The sequence below is a fragment of the Nocardioides sp. genome, assembly GCF_030150155.1.
In the GTDB taxonomy this organism is placed as follows: domain Bacteria; phylum Actinomycetota; class Actinomycetes; order Propionibacteriales; family Nocardioidaceae; genus Nocardioides.
Genome location: NZ_JASLGR010000040.1, coordinates 22,007 through 36,640, shown reverse-complemented (window position 1 = coordinate 36,640; position 14,634 = coordinate 22,007). Strand labels below are relative to the sequence as shown.

Annotated in this window: 14 protein-coding genes; 6 read left to right on the top strand and 8 right to left on the bottom strand. The window is 70.3% G+C overall.

Going from position 1 to position 14,634, the window contains the following annotated elements:
• Window positions 1-37: 37 nt before the first annotated feature.
• Window positions 38-715 (top strand): aspartate/glutamate racemase family protein, encoded by a 678-nt coding sequence (locus Q1V88_RS12745; RefSeq protein WP_300681577.1) that lies wholly within the window; start codon window positions 38-40, stop codon window positions 713-715.
• Between the two features lie 125 nt (window positions 716-840).
• Here Q1V88_RS12745 and Q1V88_RS12740 read toward each other — a convergent pair whose 3' ends face one another.
• Genes Q1V88_RS12740 through Q1V88_RS12715 form a run of 6 tightly spaced genes read right to left on the bottom strand, consistent with a single transcriptional unit; the run spans window position 841 to window position 7,529 of the window.
• Window positions 841-2,577 carry a CocE/NonD family hydrolase gene (locus tag Q1V88_RS12740; RefSeq protein ID WP_300681576.1) on the bottom strand — a complete coding sequence of 579 codons (1,737 nt, stop codon included), beginning with the start codon at window positions 2,575-2,577 and terminating at the stop codon, window positions 841-843.
• 12 nt (window positions 2,578-2,589) lie between these two features.
• Entirely contained in the window at window positions 2,590-3,537 is a 948-nt protein-coding gene (locus Q1V88_RS12735) for an MBL fold metallo-hydrolase (protein WP_300681575.1), read from the bottom strand.
• Entirely contained in the window at window positions 3,537-4,439 is a 903-nt protein-coding gene (locus Q1V88_RS12730; protein ID WP_300681574.1) for an alpha/beta hydrolase, read from the bottom strand. The genes Q1V88_RS12735 and Q1V88_RS12730 overlap by 1 nt, the downstream gene beginning before the upstream one ends.
• 2 nt (window positions 4,440-4,441) lie before the next feature.
• A complete protein-coding gene (locus Q1V88_RS12725) occupies window positions 4,442-5,557 on the bottom strand; it encodes an FAD-dependent monooxygenase (RefSeq protein ID WP_300681573.1) in 1,116 nt (371 codons plus the stop codon).
• 8 nt (window positions 5,558-5,565) lie between these two features.
• Window positions 5,566-6,531 carry a phosphotriesterase gene (locus Q1V88_RS12720; protein WP_300681572.1) on the bottom strand — a complete coding sequence of 322 codons (966 nt, stop codon included), beginning with the start codon at window positions 6,529-6,531 and terminating at the stop codon, window positions 5,566-5,568.
• Between the two features lie 2 nt (window positions 6,532-6,533).
• Window positions 6,534-7,529: a hypothetical protein gene (locus tag Q1V88_RS12715; protein WP_300681571.1), complete on the bottom strand. Its 996-nt coding sequence runs from the start codon at window positions 7,527-7,529 to the stop codon at window positions 6,534-6,536.
• Window positions 7,530-7,794: 265 nt separating this feature from the next.
• On the opposite strand from Q1V88_RS12715, the gene Q1V88_RS12710 reads away from it, so the two are divergent.
• From Q1V88_RS12710 to Q1V88_RS12700, 3 genes are all read left to right on the top strand, one after another.
• Complete coding sequence (locus tag Q1V88_RS12710) at window positions 7,795-9,192, top strand: lytic murein transglycosylase (RefSeq protein WP_300681570.1); 1,398 nt, start codon at window positions 7,795-7,797, stop codon at window positions 9,190-9,192.
• 63 nt (window positions 9,193-9,255) lie between these two features.
• Window positions 9,256-9,879, top strand: a complete 624-nt coding sequence (locus Q1V88_RS12705; protein ID WP_300681569.1) for an FMN-binding negative transcriptional regulator — start codon at window positions 9,256-9,258, stop codon at window positions 9,877-9,879.
• 49 nt (window positions 9,880-9,928) lie between these two features.
• Window positions 9,929-10,177: a hypothetical protein gene (locus tag Q1V88_RS12700; protein WP_300681568.1), complete on the top strand. Its 249-nt coding sequence runs from the start codon at window positions 9,929-9,931 to the stop codon at window positions 10,175-10,177.
• Here the strand turns inward: Q1V88_RS12700 and Q1V88_RS12695 are convergent.
• On the bottom strand, window positions 10,164-11,057 hold the full coding sequence (locus tag Q1V88_RS12695; RefSeq protein ID WP_300681567.1) for an LLM class flavin-dependent oxidoreductase: 894 nt from the start codon (window positions 11,055-11,057) through the stop codon (window positions 10,164-10,166). The two genes, Q1V88_RS12700 and Q1V88_RS12695, sit on opposite strands and share 14 nt — an antisense overlap.
• 56 nt (window positions 11,058-11,113) lie before the next feature.
• Between Q1V88_RS12695 and Q1V88_RS12690 the strand changes: the two genes are divergently transcribed.
• Entirely contained in the window at window positions 11,114-12,454 is a 1,341-nt protein-coding gene (locus Q1V88_RS12690; protein ID WP_300681566.1) for a cytochrome P450, read from the top strand.
• A 57-nt stretch (window positions 12,455-12,511) separates the two neighbouring features.
• A complete protein-coding gene (locus tag Q1V88_RS12685) occupies window positions 12,512-13,696 on the top strand; it encodes an MFS transporter (RefSeq protein ID WP_300681565.1) in 1,185 nt (394 codons plus the stop codon).
• 13 nt (window positions 13,697-13,709) lie between these two features.
• On the opposite strand, the gene Q1V88_RS12680 is transcribed toward Q1V88_RS12685, so the two are convergent.
• Entirely contained in the window at window positions 13,710-14,612 is a 903-nt protein-coding gene (locus Q1V88_RS12680) for a sterol desaturase family protein (RefSeq protein ID WP_300681564.1), read from the bottom strand.
• Between the last annotated feature and the right edge of the window lie 22 nt (window positions 14,613-14,634).

The window sequence follows — 14,634 nt, the reverse complement described above, 5'->3', positions numbered from 1 at the left end:
AGGTCTCCTGACCGCGCGACTGTGGTCGAATGCCTCCGTGAGTACGCCGCCCCGGATCGGGTTCCTGCACACCGCGCAGGTCCACGTCGAGACGTTCGAGGCCCTGCTGCCCGACGCCGCCGCCGCGCTGCACCGGGTCCAGCCCGAGCTGCTGGCGCGCGCTCAGCAGCCGTTGAGCGCCGCGGAGCGGGCCGCCCTGGGCGTCGACGTCCGCGAGGCGCTCACGGCGCTGGAGGCTGACGGCGCCGACGTCGTGGTCTGCACCTGCTCCACCCTCGGACCGCTGGCCGAAGAGGTTGCGGGAAGCCTCGGGGTGCCGGTGGTCAGGATCGACCGGCCGATGGCCCGTGCAGCCGTCGCCGCCGGACCCCGGATCGGTGTCCTGGCGGCGGTCGCCTCGACCCTCGAACCGACCCTCGCGCTCCTGGCCGACGAGGCACGCGCCGTGGGGGCCGAGGTCGAGGTGCGCGAGCAGGTCGTCGAGGGCGCCTGGGCGCTCTTCCAGAGCGGCCAGGAGGCGGCGTACCGGGAGACCATCGCCGACGCCGCACGACGGCTCGCGGACGAGGTCGACGTGCTGGTGCTCGCCCAGGCCTCGATGGCCGGGGCCGTCCCGCTCCTGGTCGACCTCGCCACGCCGGTCCTGACCAGCCCGGCCAGTGCGGTGGCGGCGGCCCTCGACCGACGCGAGCCCACCCGCCGAAATCCGGCTTAGCCACCGCCGAGATCCGGGTTCACCACCCCCGAGATCCGGATTCACCCCCAAGCAGAAGCAACAAGCCCCGCAGTCGGATCACGACTGCGGGGCTTGCGACACGGTGTGCTGCGTCAGACCACGGCTCAGGCCTTGGTGAACGGCAGCACCAGCCGCGACTGGTGGTGAGCGTCGCGGTAGATCGTGTGCTGGACGGGGCGACCGACCGGCACGTGGAAGGCGTCGGGCGGGAGCAGCGAGTTGTGCTCGTCGGCCATCGGCTCGTTGCAGGACAGCTCGACCACGATCTTGTGGCCGGGCAGGATCGTGGCGGCCATCGGGTAGACCCGGAGGACGTACTCCTCGATCGCTCCCGGCTCCACCGGCACCTTGCGGGTGTGCGGGTGGACGGGGGAGCCCAGCGTGGACTCGGACTCGACCAGCTCGCGCATCGACGCCTTCAGGTAGGCGGTGGTGAGCAGCTGGCGCTTGCCGCCGGGTGCCTCGTCCCACAGACGCATGATCCAGTTGGTGTCGTCGGTGTCGATCGAGGCGAACAGGTGGAAGGCACCCGTGCCCATCAGGGTGGTCGGCTCCTCGAACACGTCGGAGCTCCACGAGATGATCTCGACCCGGTCCGTCACGGTCAGCGGCGCCTGGAAGAAGCCGTCCGGGGCGGCGTACTCGACCGCCATCGTCTCGGGCTCGAAGGAGAGCTTGCGGCGCGGACGCAGGAACATCTCGCGGTATTCGACCTCCTGGGTCGGGAACGCGTCACCGTGCGAGTACGACCGCGAGCCCTCGACGAAGACCGAGACGGCCGGCTCCTCGTCGACCCCGTTGTCGATGCCCTTGATCCACTTGTCGTACCAGCGGAACATCTTGTCGTGCTCCTCGATGAAGGGGCGCGACTGCATCGGCGGGTAGGGGCCGATGGTCAGCTTCTTGTTCGCGGCCGGGATCCGGTTGAAGCACTCGATGGTGCCGTCCATCGTCCAGCCGCGGCCCTGGTCGATCTGCAGCCAGACCGGGATGTCGATGTTCTCGGCGAGGTTGACCGGGTTGCGCTCCTCGTACCACTCACCGTCGACGTCGTTGGTGATGATGTCGAACCAGGCCTCGTGGTTCGTCGGGTAGTGCAGCGTGTGGAACAGGTTCGGCCACGCCTGCACGTCCGGGTCGGCCAGCCGCTCGGCGACCCGAGCCTGGACCTCCTCCGGGGTGCAGTTCTCCAGCATCCGCGACTTCACCCGGTCGGTGAAGGCCCAGCCCGAGTCGCCGCCGCGACCCTCACGCGCCGCGCGCGGCATCAGCCACATCACGCCACCGTGGTAGGTCGTCTCGTAGAAGTCGTAGTGACCGCCGGAGACAAAGATCGCCTTCAGGCTCGGCGGGCGCTCGGCCGCGGCCAGCACCTGCATCGAGCCGAAGTAGGAGATCCCGATCATGCCGACGTTGCCGTCGCACCACGGCTGGGCGGCGACCCACTCGATGAAGTCGTAGGCGTCCTGGCCCAGCGAGACGCCACCGGCGTTGTAGTTGCCGATGTGCTCGCCCTCGGAGGCGCCCGAGCCACGCAGGTCGCCGATCACGTGCGCGTAGCCGTTGTCGACCACGCGGGCGATGTCACCGGCCTCGATGCAGCCGTCCCACATCGGGGAGGGCCGCCGCTGCGGCGGCATCGTGAGAGCGAGTGCCTGCAGCTCCTTGCCGTACGGCGACAGCGCGACCAGTGCGGGACGCGGAACGATCTCCCCGGCGTCGGTCGGGGTGCCGGTGTAGACGTCAGCGGCCAGCTCGACACCGTCGCGCATCGGGATGCGCAGGTCCTTGCCCACAGCGATCTGCTGCAGGCCGGCCTGGATGGTCTGGAAGTCAGTCATGGAACCTCGTCCTCAGGAGTTCGTGAAGTGGGTCGCGTAGCCGTTCATCGAGGTGAAGAACGGGGAGGGCTCCAGCGTCGGATCACCGGTGTAGCCGGTTGCCTCGGCGACGCCCTCGAAGGGCGCGTACGCCGACGTGCCGGCCGTCAGCCCGGAGCACAGGCACTCGTGTGCCGCGGCCGCGATGCCCGCCTCGATGTCGATCGAGCCCTGGAGTGCGGCAGCGGCAGCGGTGGCGTCGAGCTCGACCCCGGTCGGCTCAGCGCCGGCGTAGCGGTAGGGGTGGCCGAGGAAGAGCCGGTTCGGCTTCACCTCGTCGCGCAGGTGGGCCAGGGAGGTGCGGTAGGCCTCGGGGTCGGTGTACCCCGGGAAGCCGTTGGCGGCACCGTGGATCTGGACCGCGTCGCCGGTGAAGACGTCGTTCTGGTCGGTCCCTTCCGAGGTCAGGACATAGGCCACCGAGCCCGGGGTGTGACCGGGGATGTGGTGCACGGTGACGCTGACCCCGGCACCGAGGTCGAGGACCTCGCCGCCGGTGACGGTCATGGTCGGCTCCATCTCGCCGGAGATCACGGCCTGACCCGCAGCGGCGACCTTGGCGGCGCCCTCGGGGTCGTCGATGAACCGGCCACGCCCGGCGACGTACTCATCGACGTGGGCCTGGCGCGAGCGCAGCATCTCGGCGTCATCAGCGTGGATGACGACCTGGGCCTGGCGGCCGGTCATCTCCCACAGCGCGACAGCGCCGCCGACGTGGTCGATGTGCCCGTGGGTGAGCAGGATCCAGCGGACGTCGGCGATGTCGCGTCCCATCGCAGCGAGCTCGGCCTTCATCGACTCCGGGGAGGTGTTGATCCCGGTGTCGACGATCGCCGGCTGCTCGGCGTCGATGTAGAAGCTGAACAGGCCGAAGCGGCCCCACGGGGAGAACAGCGGGTGGACCGCCGTCGGGGTGGCCATCAGGCGTCCCCGTCCTCGATCTGCTCGCCGCGCAGGAACGCTGCGGTCTCGGCGAAGGCACGGCCGTACTCCGGGATCCAGCCGAAGTGCTGCACGAACCCGTGCCCGGCCCCGGCGTACCGGGTGACGGTTGTCGGTACGCCGGCCTCGGCCAGGTGTCTGCCGTAGAGCTCGGCCTCGTCGCGCATCGGGTCGTGCTCCCCGGTGAGGATGAGTGCGGCAGCGAGACCGGTCAGGTCGGCCCGCTTGATCGGCGAGACCCGCGGGTCGGCCGGGTCGGCGCCGGAGTCGAGGTAGAACGCGTTGAACGGCTTCAGCCCCGCGGTCTCCAGGCCGTACCCGACGGCGTTCTCCACCATCGACGGGTAGCGGGTCTCGTCGAAGTCGAGGTCGAGCGAGGGGTAGTAGAGGACCTGGTGGGTCAGCCCCTCCAGACCGGCGTCCTTGACCATCCCGGCCACGGCGGCCACGAACGTGCCGCCCGAGCTGTCACCGGCGATCGCGACGGGGCCCTCGGCCAGCAGGGCCGCGGTCACGTCGAAGCAGTCGGTCAGCCCGGCGGGGAAGGCGTGCTCGGGAGCCAGTCGGTAGCCGACCGAGACCACCCGGCGACCCGTCGCCGCGGCCAGCGACCGGGCGACGTGGTCGTGGGTCTCGAGGCTGCCCAGGAAGAAGGCGCCGCCGTGGAAGTAGACCAGCGTCCCCTCGGTCTGGGCCGACGCCGCGTAGACGCGGACCGGGACGCCGGCGATCGTGGTGTCCTCGACCGAGTACAGCGGGAGCCGCTCGGCCAGGGGTGCGACGTGGGCCTCGTCGCCGGCGCGCATCGCGACCGGGTCGAGCGGACCCTCGGGGTGGGGGAGGTTCGCGACGATCTTCGCGATCTCGGGGTGCAGGGCCATCGTCAGGCCTCGATGGTGGCGGCGATCTGGCCCGGCTTCTGGCCCGGGAAGACGTCGTCGAGCTCGTCGTCGGTCCAGCCGTGGCGCGAGATCCGCTGCAGCTCGTCGGTGATCGGCTTGCGGGCGGCCTTGTAGGCGGCCAGGCCCTCGGCGACGGTCGGGCCGGCGGCGAGGGCGTCGGCCAGCGCACCGGCGTCGAGGATCGCGGAGTTGGCGCCCTGGCCCTGGTGGTGGCACATCGCGTGGGCGGCGTCGCCGATCAGCACGACGGCGTCGGTGTTCCAGTTCTCCACCGGGTCGATGTCGTAGACGGCGCGGACGTTGACCTGGGCCATGTCGAGGCCCTCGGTGATCTTCACGATCCGCTCGTCGAAGCCCTCGACGGTCTTGAGTACGTCGGCCAGCGTGACCTGGGGGGCCCAGGTGCTGTCGGCGCTGAGGGCGGTGATGTCGAAGGAGACCTGGTTGCGGTGCAGCAGCGGCAGCAGGTAGACCTTCGTGCCGCGACCGATGTACATCCGCAGGTTGCCGTCGGCGACCATGTCGAAGGTCTGGTCGGCGTCGATCACGACCCGGTAGGCGTGCTCACCGGCGAAGACCGGGGCGGCGGTGCTGAAGAGCTTGTTGCGCACGACGGAGTTGATCCCGTCGGCACCGACGACCAGGTCGGCGGTGGCGGTCTCGCCGTTGGTGAACGTCAGGGTCACGCCGTCGTCGCCCTCGACCAGGGACTCCAGCTTGTGGCCGAGCTTGACCATGCCCTCGGGCAGGACGCTGAGCAGCGCCTCGATGAAGTCGCCACGGTGGATGAAGTTGGTGGTCTCGCCGTACGCCTCCTTCTCGGGCCACTCCTCGACGGCGATCCGGTGGCACTCGGCGGTGAGGATCTCGAAGGCGTTGGAGGGGGAGGTGACGGCCTTGATCGCGTCGCCGATGCCCCACTGGTTGAACTGGTTCATGGAGGAGGGGCGCAGGCCGATGCCGGCGCCGACCTCGCGGACCTGGGAGGCCTGCTCGTAGACGGTGACGTTGGCGCCCAGGTTGCTCAGGGCCTTGGCGGCCGCAGCACCGGCGTAGCCCGCCCCGACGATGGCGATGTTGAGGTTGGTGATGTCCATGATGTGTCTCAGTTCTTGATGGTGAGGAAGTCGGCGGCGTTCTCGACGAAGATCTTGTCGACGACCGAGTCGTCGACGCCTGCGGCCTTGAGGTCGGGCAGGAGCGTCTCGAACAGGTAGTTCACGGTGTGGCCCTTGACCCCGGGCCAGCCCAGCGGCGAGCAGTTCGCGTCGGCCGAGGCGAGGACCTGGTCGAGGTAACCGGCCTCGATGAAGGAGAGCAGGTGGTTGAGCCGGTCCTTCTTGTGCCGGCCCCAGAACGGCGGGTCGGGGAGCTCGAGGTCGTAGCCGAAGGTGTCGAAGCCGATCCGGCCACCCTGGTCGGCGATCCACTCCTGGCGGACCTTGCCCTGGGAGACGCCGTCGTCGGCGTGACCGAAGAGGACGCGGTCGAGGGGGAGGCCCTCCTCGTTGAAGATCTCCACGGCGGGCTCGGCGTTGACCGCGAGGTGGGTGAAGATCGGGACGCCGGTCTCGACGGCGGCGCGGGCGGCGGCCCGGTAGATCCGCAGGTCGAGCTCCTTCATCATGAAGCCGCGCGAGACGCCGACCTTGATGATGCCGGCCTTGCCGCCGGTGTTGCCGATCCCGACGGTGATCTCGTGCACGAACTGGCGGTAGAGGTAGTCGACCGTGGCGCGCTCGAAGAACGGCAGCGCGGTGTCGCCCCCCACGAAGCCGGTGGAGGCGATGATGTTGACGCCGGTCTTCTCCGACAGCGACTGGTAGTAGTTGATGTCGCGGCCGTTGCAGATGCCGGTGGCCTCGACGTACGTCGCCGCGCCCCAGGGCTGGCAGTTGTTGTGGAACGTGCGCAGCTTCGGGACGGTCTCCTCGTAGCGCTGCTCCGGGGTCTTCCACCACTGGGTGTCGAGCTCGGATCCGGGCATGCCGTAGCCGATGTGCTCGTGGACGGCGACGAAGCCGAGCTCCTCGGTCGGGACGGTGCCGAGGACGGTGTTCACGTGCGTCATGGTCAGTTCCCCTTCACGCTCAGCAGGGCAGCCGGGTTCGCGACGAGGATCTGCTGGACGTCCTCCTCGCTCACGCCCGCGGCCGTGAGGGCCGGGACGAAGGTGGTCAGCAGGTGGTCGAAGCCGATCCGGGTGCGGGCGGCGTCGTCGGGCTCGCCGAAGGAGACCCCGGCCGTGCTGGCCGAGAGCAGGATCCGGTCGGTGTGGCCGGCGGCGATCAGCTCGCGGACCAGGGCGACCCGGTCGGCGTCGCTGAGGTAGCCCTCGGACTCGGTGCCGACGTGGTCGATCCCGACGTAGGCGCCGGCTGCGGCGACCTGGGCGGCGACCCCGGTGGCGTCGGCGCGGTCGAGGCCACCGACGACGACGCGGTCGGCCGACAGCCCCTCCGAGGTGACGACGGCGAGGTCGGACAGCGCGTCAGCGCCGTACCGGATGGAGACCGCGACGCCGGTGGCGACTGCTGCTCGGCCGGCGCCGCGGAAGATCGACTCGTCGTTGCTGGTCAGGCCCTCGCGGGTCGCGGTGGTGGCGACCAGTCCGGCCACGCCACGGCGCTCGACGCGGGGGACGACCATGCCCTCGACCAGCTCGCCGGTGAACATCGCGGTCCACTTCTCGGCGGGCCACGGGGTGGGCGGGTTGGTCTGCGGGGTGAGGAAGTAGCCGCCCAGCATGGCCTCGGGGCCCTGGCCGGTGGAGGCGACGATGTGGACGCCGGTGGCGCGTGAGAGCGCCTCGTACATCCGTACGTCGCGGCCGTGGAACATCCCGGCGGCGTCGACGAGGGTCGAGCCGCCCGCGGCCTTGAAGGCGCGCAGCTTCGTCGCCAGCGTCTCGAAGACCTCGGCGCGATCGATGGTGATGTCGTAGGCGTACTCCGCGCCCGGGACGACCGAGCGAAGGGTTTCGTGCACGGCGACGACGCCGAGATCGGCGGCGTCGATGGCGCCCAGCACCGTGTTCACGGTGGTGTTGGCGCTGATGTTGTCGGTCATAGCTCCCTCATGTGTCCCGGGAAATGTGGTGCAGAGCACCTTGTGGTGGCGGTCACAGTAGCCAGAACATTTACACAGTGTCAAGAGAACGAACACGGCGGACAGTGATGCCGAAATTTGGCATGCGTGTGAGTAATCACGCCCGGGGGTCATCACTGTTAGGGGGCATTTGGCCGGAGTTCATCCCGCTGTCAGGTGGATGGGCTTACGTTGGTCTGGTTGTTCTGCGGCACCGTCCGCGCGTCCCTGCGAAGCGAGTCCTGTCATGTCTCTCGGCCCTGGTCACCAGCCCACAACCGAGTTCGGCCTGGTGCCGAAGATCCTCACCGCGGTGCCTGTCGCTGCGTTGTGCCTGACGGGCGTGGTGCACGCGTCCCACCGCTCGACGACGAGTCCCGTCGCCGCCTCGACCACGCCGAGCGCGAGCGCCAGCGCCTCCTCGGAGCCGACCACGTCCGCGCTCGAGGCCCCCGCGCTGCAGGTCAGTGGCACCGACGAGGCGCCCGCCAGCGTCTGGACGCCCAGCGTCGGCACGGCGGTCAAGGTCGCCTCCGCCGCCTCGGCCTGGTCCGACATCCCGAGCGTCGCCCAGGCGGCCTACCAGCGGGCCGCGTCGGTGATCAACAGCGCCTCGACGTCGTGCCACCTGGACTGGTCGCTGCTCGCGGCGGTCGGCAAGATCGAGTCCAACCACGGACGATCGGGCGGCTCCACGCTCGGCACCAACGGCATCGCCTCGCCGGCCATCATCGGCCCCGCGCTCGACGGCACCAACGGCACCTCCGTGGTCGCCGACACCGACGGCGGCACCCTCGACGGTGACGCGAGCGTCGACCACGCCGTCGGCCCGATGCAGTTCCTGCCCTCCACCTGGGCCACCGTCGGCGTCGACGGTGACGGTGACGGCGTACGCAACCCGCAGGACATCGACGACGCCTCGCTCGCCGCGGCGGTCTACCTGTGCGCCGGGGGTGAGGACCTCTCCACCGCGGCTGGCCAGAGCGCCGCACTGCTGCGCTACAACCACTCGTCGTCGTACGCCGACTCGGTGATGGCTGCCGCGTCGACGTACCAGACCGGCTACGCGTCGACGGCGGCCTACGTGCCCACGGCGTACGTCGGCGTCAGCCTCGGCACCAGTGTGCGTGCCGTCGCCACGGCCGCGGCTGTCGAGGAGGAGTCGACGACCACCTCGCGGAAGAAGGGCCTGCGCGACAACAGCTCCGCCGGGCACAAGATCAAGACGCTCACCCCTGCCTCGACCACCACCGGCTCGACGGGCTCGACCGGCTCCACGGGGACGAAGCCGAGCACCGACCCGACGACGGACCCGACCACGGATCCGACGACCGATCCCGCCACGGACCCGACGACCGGCCCGACCACGGACCCGACGACGGACCCCACCACCGATGCGACCACGACGCCCTCGACGGACCCGACCACCGCGCCCGCGCTGACCTCGGCCGAGCTCACCACGCTGTGCACCGACGCCGTCGCGAAGGCGTTCCCGGGGTCGACCGCCGACGCGGCCACCGCTGCGGTCTCGGCCTGCACGACGAAGTTCGACGGGAAGACCAAGGCCGACGTCGAGGCGGGGCTCCAGGACTACCTGAAGAGCCTGGCGGGGACGATCGACGGGCTCTCGGCGTACACCGCCTGAGCCCGGCTCGGGCCGACGTAAACGGCTTGAAGCACACCGGCCCGGCCAGCAGAGTGGGGTGCGATGTATCTTCCACGCCCCTTCGTCATGGACCCTGCCGAGGTCCGCTCCTTCGCCGCCGCGGCGGGCTCGCTGGAGTTGATCACCGCCGGGGCTGACGGGGTCCCGTGGGCGACGCGGCTGCCGTTCGTCTGGGAGGGCGACACGGTGCGAATGCACTTGGCCCGCCCCAATCCGCAGGTCGCGGCGATCGGCGCCGGCAGTCACGCGTTGGCGGTGATCAGCGGCGCCGAGGCGTACGTCTCGCCGAGCTTCTATCCGGCCAAGGCCGAGCATGGGCGGGTGGTGCCGACCCTCAACTACAGCGCCGTCCACCTGCGCGGCATGGCGACGTTGATCGAGGACGCCGCGTGGCTGCACGCGCACGTGCGGGCGTTGAGCGACCTCTATGAGGCGGCCGAGGCGTGCCCGTGGTCGGTCGACGACGCTCCCGGCGACTTCATCGACCAGCATCTGCGTGGCATCGTCGGTGTCGAGTTGAGGGTCACCGGCGTCGAGGCGAAGGCGAAGTGGAGCCAGAACCGCTCGGCGGCCGACCAGGCCGGGGTCCTCGCTGGCCTCCAGGCGCGCGGCGACGACGCGGCGGTGGCACAGATGAGGTCAACGGGCGGCGCCACGACGGGGTGAGCCGCGCCCGACCCTTGCAGGTTGAGCGCCACCGGCGGATGATCGAAGGGTGTCCGGCCTCCGTGAGCAACTCGACCTGCGCGTGCTTCCCGTGCCGATGCGGTTCGTCGTCGGCTTCATGCTCGCGTTCGGGGTCGTCGGCGGCGTGGTCGGACTGATCCTCGGCCTGTGGGCCAACCCCGCGACCGCCTGGTTCGCGGTCGCCGAGGTCGGGATGCCCTCGGCGATCCTGGGCATGCTGGTCGGCCTCCTGGCGGGGGCGGTGGCGTTCGTGGTCGGCCGGCTCAGGACCCACTGACGGCGGCCAGCACCGTCTCCTGCAGCTCGGCGAGTGCGTCGATCCGCTCGGTGACGCTCGCGCCGAGGTTCCAGCTGGGCAGGTTGAACTCGTCGAACCCGAGCTCGGCGTAGCGGCCGATCCGATCGGTCAGCTCGGCCGCCGATCCGCTCAGCACCCGATCTGCCGGGGCCGGGTGACGACCGTCGAGGTCGAGCATGATGTTGGTGCTCTTCCACAGCGTCTGCGGGTCGCGGCCGACCTTCTCGCAGGCGGCGTGCAGCGCCTCGAGCTTCGTCGCGGCGACCTCGGGAGTGCCCCAGCTGTTCCACTGGGCGGCGTACCGGGCAGTGATCCGCAGCATCCGCGGTCCGGCGGTCCCGACCAGGATCGGCAGCCGCTCCTGGACCGGCTTCGGCTCACACGGAGCGTCGTCGATCTGGAAGTGCGAGCCGGTGAACGTGGTCCGCTTCTCGGTGAGCAGCAGCGTCACGATCTGGATCGCCTCCTCGAACCGGTCGACCCGATCCTTGGGGGAGCGCAGGTCGATGCCGTACGCCGTGTGCTCGTTGATCTGCCACCCCGCGCCCAGCCCGAGGACGAAACGGCCCCCACTGAGCTGGTCCAGGGTCGCGGCGCGGTTGGCCAGCAGCGCCGGGTGGTGCACCGTCGTCGGCGCCACCAGGACCCCGATCTGGGCGCGCTGGGTGCGGGTCGCGACTGCCGGCAGCACCGTCCAGGCCTCGTTCATCGGGCCGTCGAGCCGCTCGGTCGTGCCCGTGTTGGGCATGTAGTGGTCGGCGATCCAGATGCCGTGCCAGCCCTGCTCATCAGCCCAGGCCGCCTCGCTGAGGATGTCGGCGACCGGGTTCGAGGTGTTGGGCCACAGCGAGACCTTCATGAGATGAGCCTAGTGAACCTCTACCCGCGACGCCGTGTCACACGTACATTGGAGACATGGCGCGTCTCCCGTTCAAGCCCTTCGCCCGCTGGGGTCTCACTCACGGACTCCTCCGCCTCGTCATCCATCGCGGAGCCAAGGAGGGCGACGTCCAGGGTCGCCTGATCTTGGCGGCCAGCGACCCGGCCCGTGCCGGTGAGCTGGAGGCGATCTACGACGAGGTCCGTGCCGAGGGCGGTGTGGCCCGCGGCAAGTTCAGCTACATCGCCGTCAGCCATGCGCTGGTCAAGGAGGTGCTGAGCGGCGCCGACTACCGCACCGGCATCCCGACCGTGGTGAACTCCACCCTCGCCCGGCTCGAGGCGGCGGTGCGCAGCGAGGTCTTCTCGCCGATCGAGCCGCCCAGCCTGCTGGTCACTGAGCCGCCGGACCACACCCGCTACCGCAAGCTCGTCACCCGGGTCTTCACCGCCCGCGCCGTCGAGCAGCTCCGCGAGCGCACGCAGGAGGTCGCCACCGAGCTGATCGACGCGATGGCCGAGCGCCACCGCGAGCGTCCGGGCGAGCCGATCGACCTCGTCACCGAGTACTGCGGCCTGCTGCCGGTGACGGTGATCAGCGAGATCCTCGGTGTCCCGGCCGAGGAGCGCGACACGATCCTGGCCTACGGCGAGGGCGCTGCCGCCTCCCTCGACTTCGGCCTGCCCTGGTCGACGTACCGGTCGGTGGACAAGGCCCTGCACGACTTCGACGGCTGGCTCACCGGCCACCTCGCCTGGCTGCGCCGCAACCCCGGCGACAACCTGCTCAGCCACCTGATCGCCGCCCAGGAGGACGGCGTCGGGCTCACCGAGCTGGAGCTCAAGGCGACCGCCGGCCTGGTCCTGGCCGCCGGCTTCGAGACCACCGTCAATCTGCTCAGCAACGGCACCGCGCTGCTCGCCTCCCACCCCGACCAGCTCGACCGGCTGCGCCGTGAGCCCGAGCTCTGGTCCAACGCGGTCGACGAGATCCTCCGTCTCGATCCGCCCGTGCTGCTGACCGGTCGGATGGCCTCGCGCGAGACCGAGCTCGGTGGGGCGAAGATCAGCGCCGGGCTGCCGGTGACCGCCTCCCTGGCTGCGGCCAACCACGACCCGGACGTCTTCACCGACCCGCTCACCTTCGACGTCGCCCGCGAGAACGCCCGCGACCACCTCGCCTTCAGTGGCGGGCGGCACTACTGCCTGGGTGCCCAGCTGGCCCGGATGGAGGGCGAGGTCGGACTGCGCACCCTCTTCGACAGGTTCCCCGAGCTCAGCCTGGAGTCCGGCTCCTCGCGGCGGCCGACCAGGATCCTGCGCGGCTATCAGCACCTCCCGGTAGCGCTGCACCCCTCCGCTGCGCCGATCGGCTGACGCCCGGGCCGGGAGCCCGGCCGGGAGCGTAGCGGCGCGGGCTGGCAGGCTCGGTCCATGACCGAGGCCCCCGCCGCACCGCTGTCGATGAGCCGTCTCGCCCTGGTGATGGCGTTCGGCTGTGGGGTCGTGGTGGCGAACCTGTACTACTGCCAGCCGCTGCTGGAGCTGATCTCCCGCGAGTTCGGCGTCAGCGAAGGGACCGCGAGTCTCGCCGTCACCCTCAGTCAGGCCGGGTACGCCGTCGGGCTGCTGTTCCTGGTGCCGCTCGGCGACCTGCTGGAGAACAGGGCGCTGATCACCCGGCTGCTCCTCCTCACCGCGCTCAGCCTGGTGGCCGCCGGACTCAGCCCCTCGATGGGGGTCTTCCTCGCCGCCGCAGTGCTGATCGGTGTCACCAGCGTGATCGTCCAGGTGCTGGTGCCGCTCGCCGCGCACCTGGCGCCCGCAGGGCAGGAGGGCGCCTTCGTCGGCAAGGTGATGGGTGGCCTGATGCTCGGCATCCTGCTGGCCCGCTCGGCCTCGGCCGCCGTCGCCGAGGTGGCCGACTGGCGGGCGATCTACCTGATCTCCGCGGTGATGATGGTCGGGCTGTCGCTGCTGCTGGCCCGCACCCTGCCGCACTGGCGCCCCGCGGGCTCGGTCACCTACCGCGCCACGCTGCGCTCGCTGGTCCCTCTGATCCGGGCCGAGCCGGTGCTGCGGCGCCGGACCCTGGCGCACGCGGCGATGTTCGGTGCCTTCACGGTGTTCTGGACCGGGATCGCCTTCGAGCTGGTCGACGAGCACCACTTCAGCCAGGGCGCGATCGCGCTCTTCGCCCTGGCCGGGGCCGGCGGTGCGCTGGCCGCCCCGCTCGCCGGACGACTGGCCGACCGGGGGCTGGGGCGTCCTGCGAGCCTGCTGATGGTGGTGCTGGTCGTGGTCGGGTTCCTGCTCGCCGGGCTGGGCCACTCCTCGGTCGCGGCGCTCGTCGTGAGCGCGCTGCTGATCGACTTCGCCGTCCAGGGTCACCAGGTGATCGGACAGCACGTGATCTACACGCTCGCCCCGCGCGCTCGGGCGCGGGTGACGACCGTCTACATGACGACAGTCTTCCTCGGCGGTGCGCTCGCCTCGCTGGCGGCGGGACTGGCCCACACCCACGGCGCCTGGACCTCGGTGTGCTGGCTGGGTGGCCTGCTGCCGTTGATCTCGTTGGCGGCGTGGGTCACGGGGATGCGCGACCCGCGCGGGGCGTGATCCTGGCCGGTGCTCAGACGCGTGCCGGGGCGGTGTCGTCGATCGCGCGCGACGGCGTCGGCTGCTCACCCTCCGGCGCCCAGCCCGGCGGGCGGAAGAGGTAGCCGAGCCGCTCTGACCAGCTCCGTGCACGGCGTACGTCCACCCAGAGCGCGCGGTAGTCGCCGTACTCCAGGGTGAGCAGGTTGTGGGTGGTGACCGGCTTCGTCAGTCCGTACGTCGGCCGCTGGACCTCCGGGGTGAACGTGCCGAACATCCGATCCCAGATGATCAGGATCCCGGCGTAGTTCTTGTCCAGGTACTCCGGGTCCGAGCCGTGGTGCACGCGGTGGTGCGACGGGGTGTTGAAGATCGCCTCGATCGGGCGGGGGAGCTTCCCGATGGTCTCGGTGTGGACGTAGAACTGGTAGATCAGGTTGATCGAGAACGCCAGGTAGATCGAGAACGGCGAGAAGCCCAGGAACGGCAGCGGCAGGAAGAAGAGCAGCTCCCACCACGGGTTCCACTTCTGCCGCAGCGCGGTGGCGAAGTTCATGTACTCGCTGGAGTGGTGCGCCTGGTGCGCAGCCCAGCCGACCCGGGCGCGGTGCACGAAGCGGTGGTTCCAGTAGTAGGCCAGGTCGACCGCGACGACGCCGAGCAGGATGCCCCACCAGGTGTTCGGCACGTGCCACAGCGCGAGGTGGTCCCAGACCCAGATGTACATCAGGAAGCCGATCACCTTGAGCACCACCGAGGTGACCAGGGAGCCCAGGCCCATCAGGATCGACGTGCCGGCGTCGCGGAAGGCGTAGCCGGTCGCGTTGTCGTCGTGGTCGAGCCACTTGAGGGCGGCCAGCTCGATCCCGATGGTGAGCGCGAAGAACGGGATCGCGTAGGTGACCGGGTTCTGCCAGAGGTCGAGTACGTCGTGCATGGCCTCTCCTCTCTGCTGGATG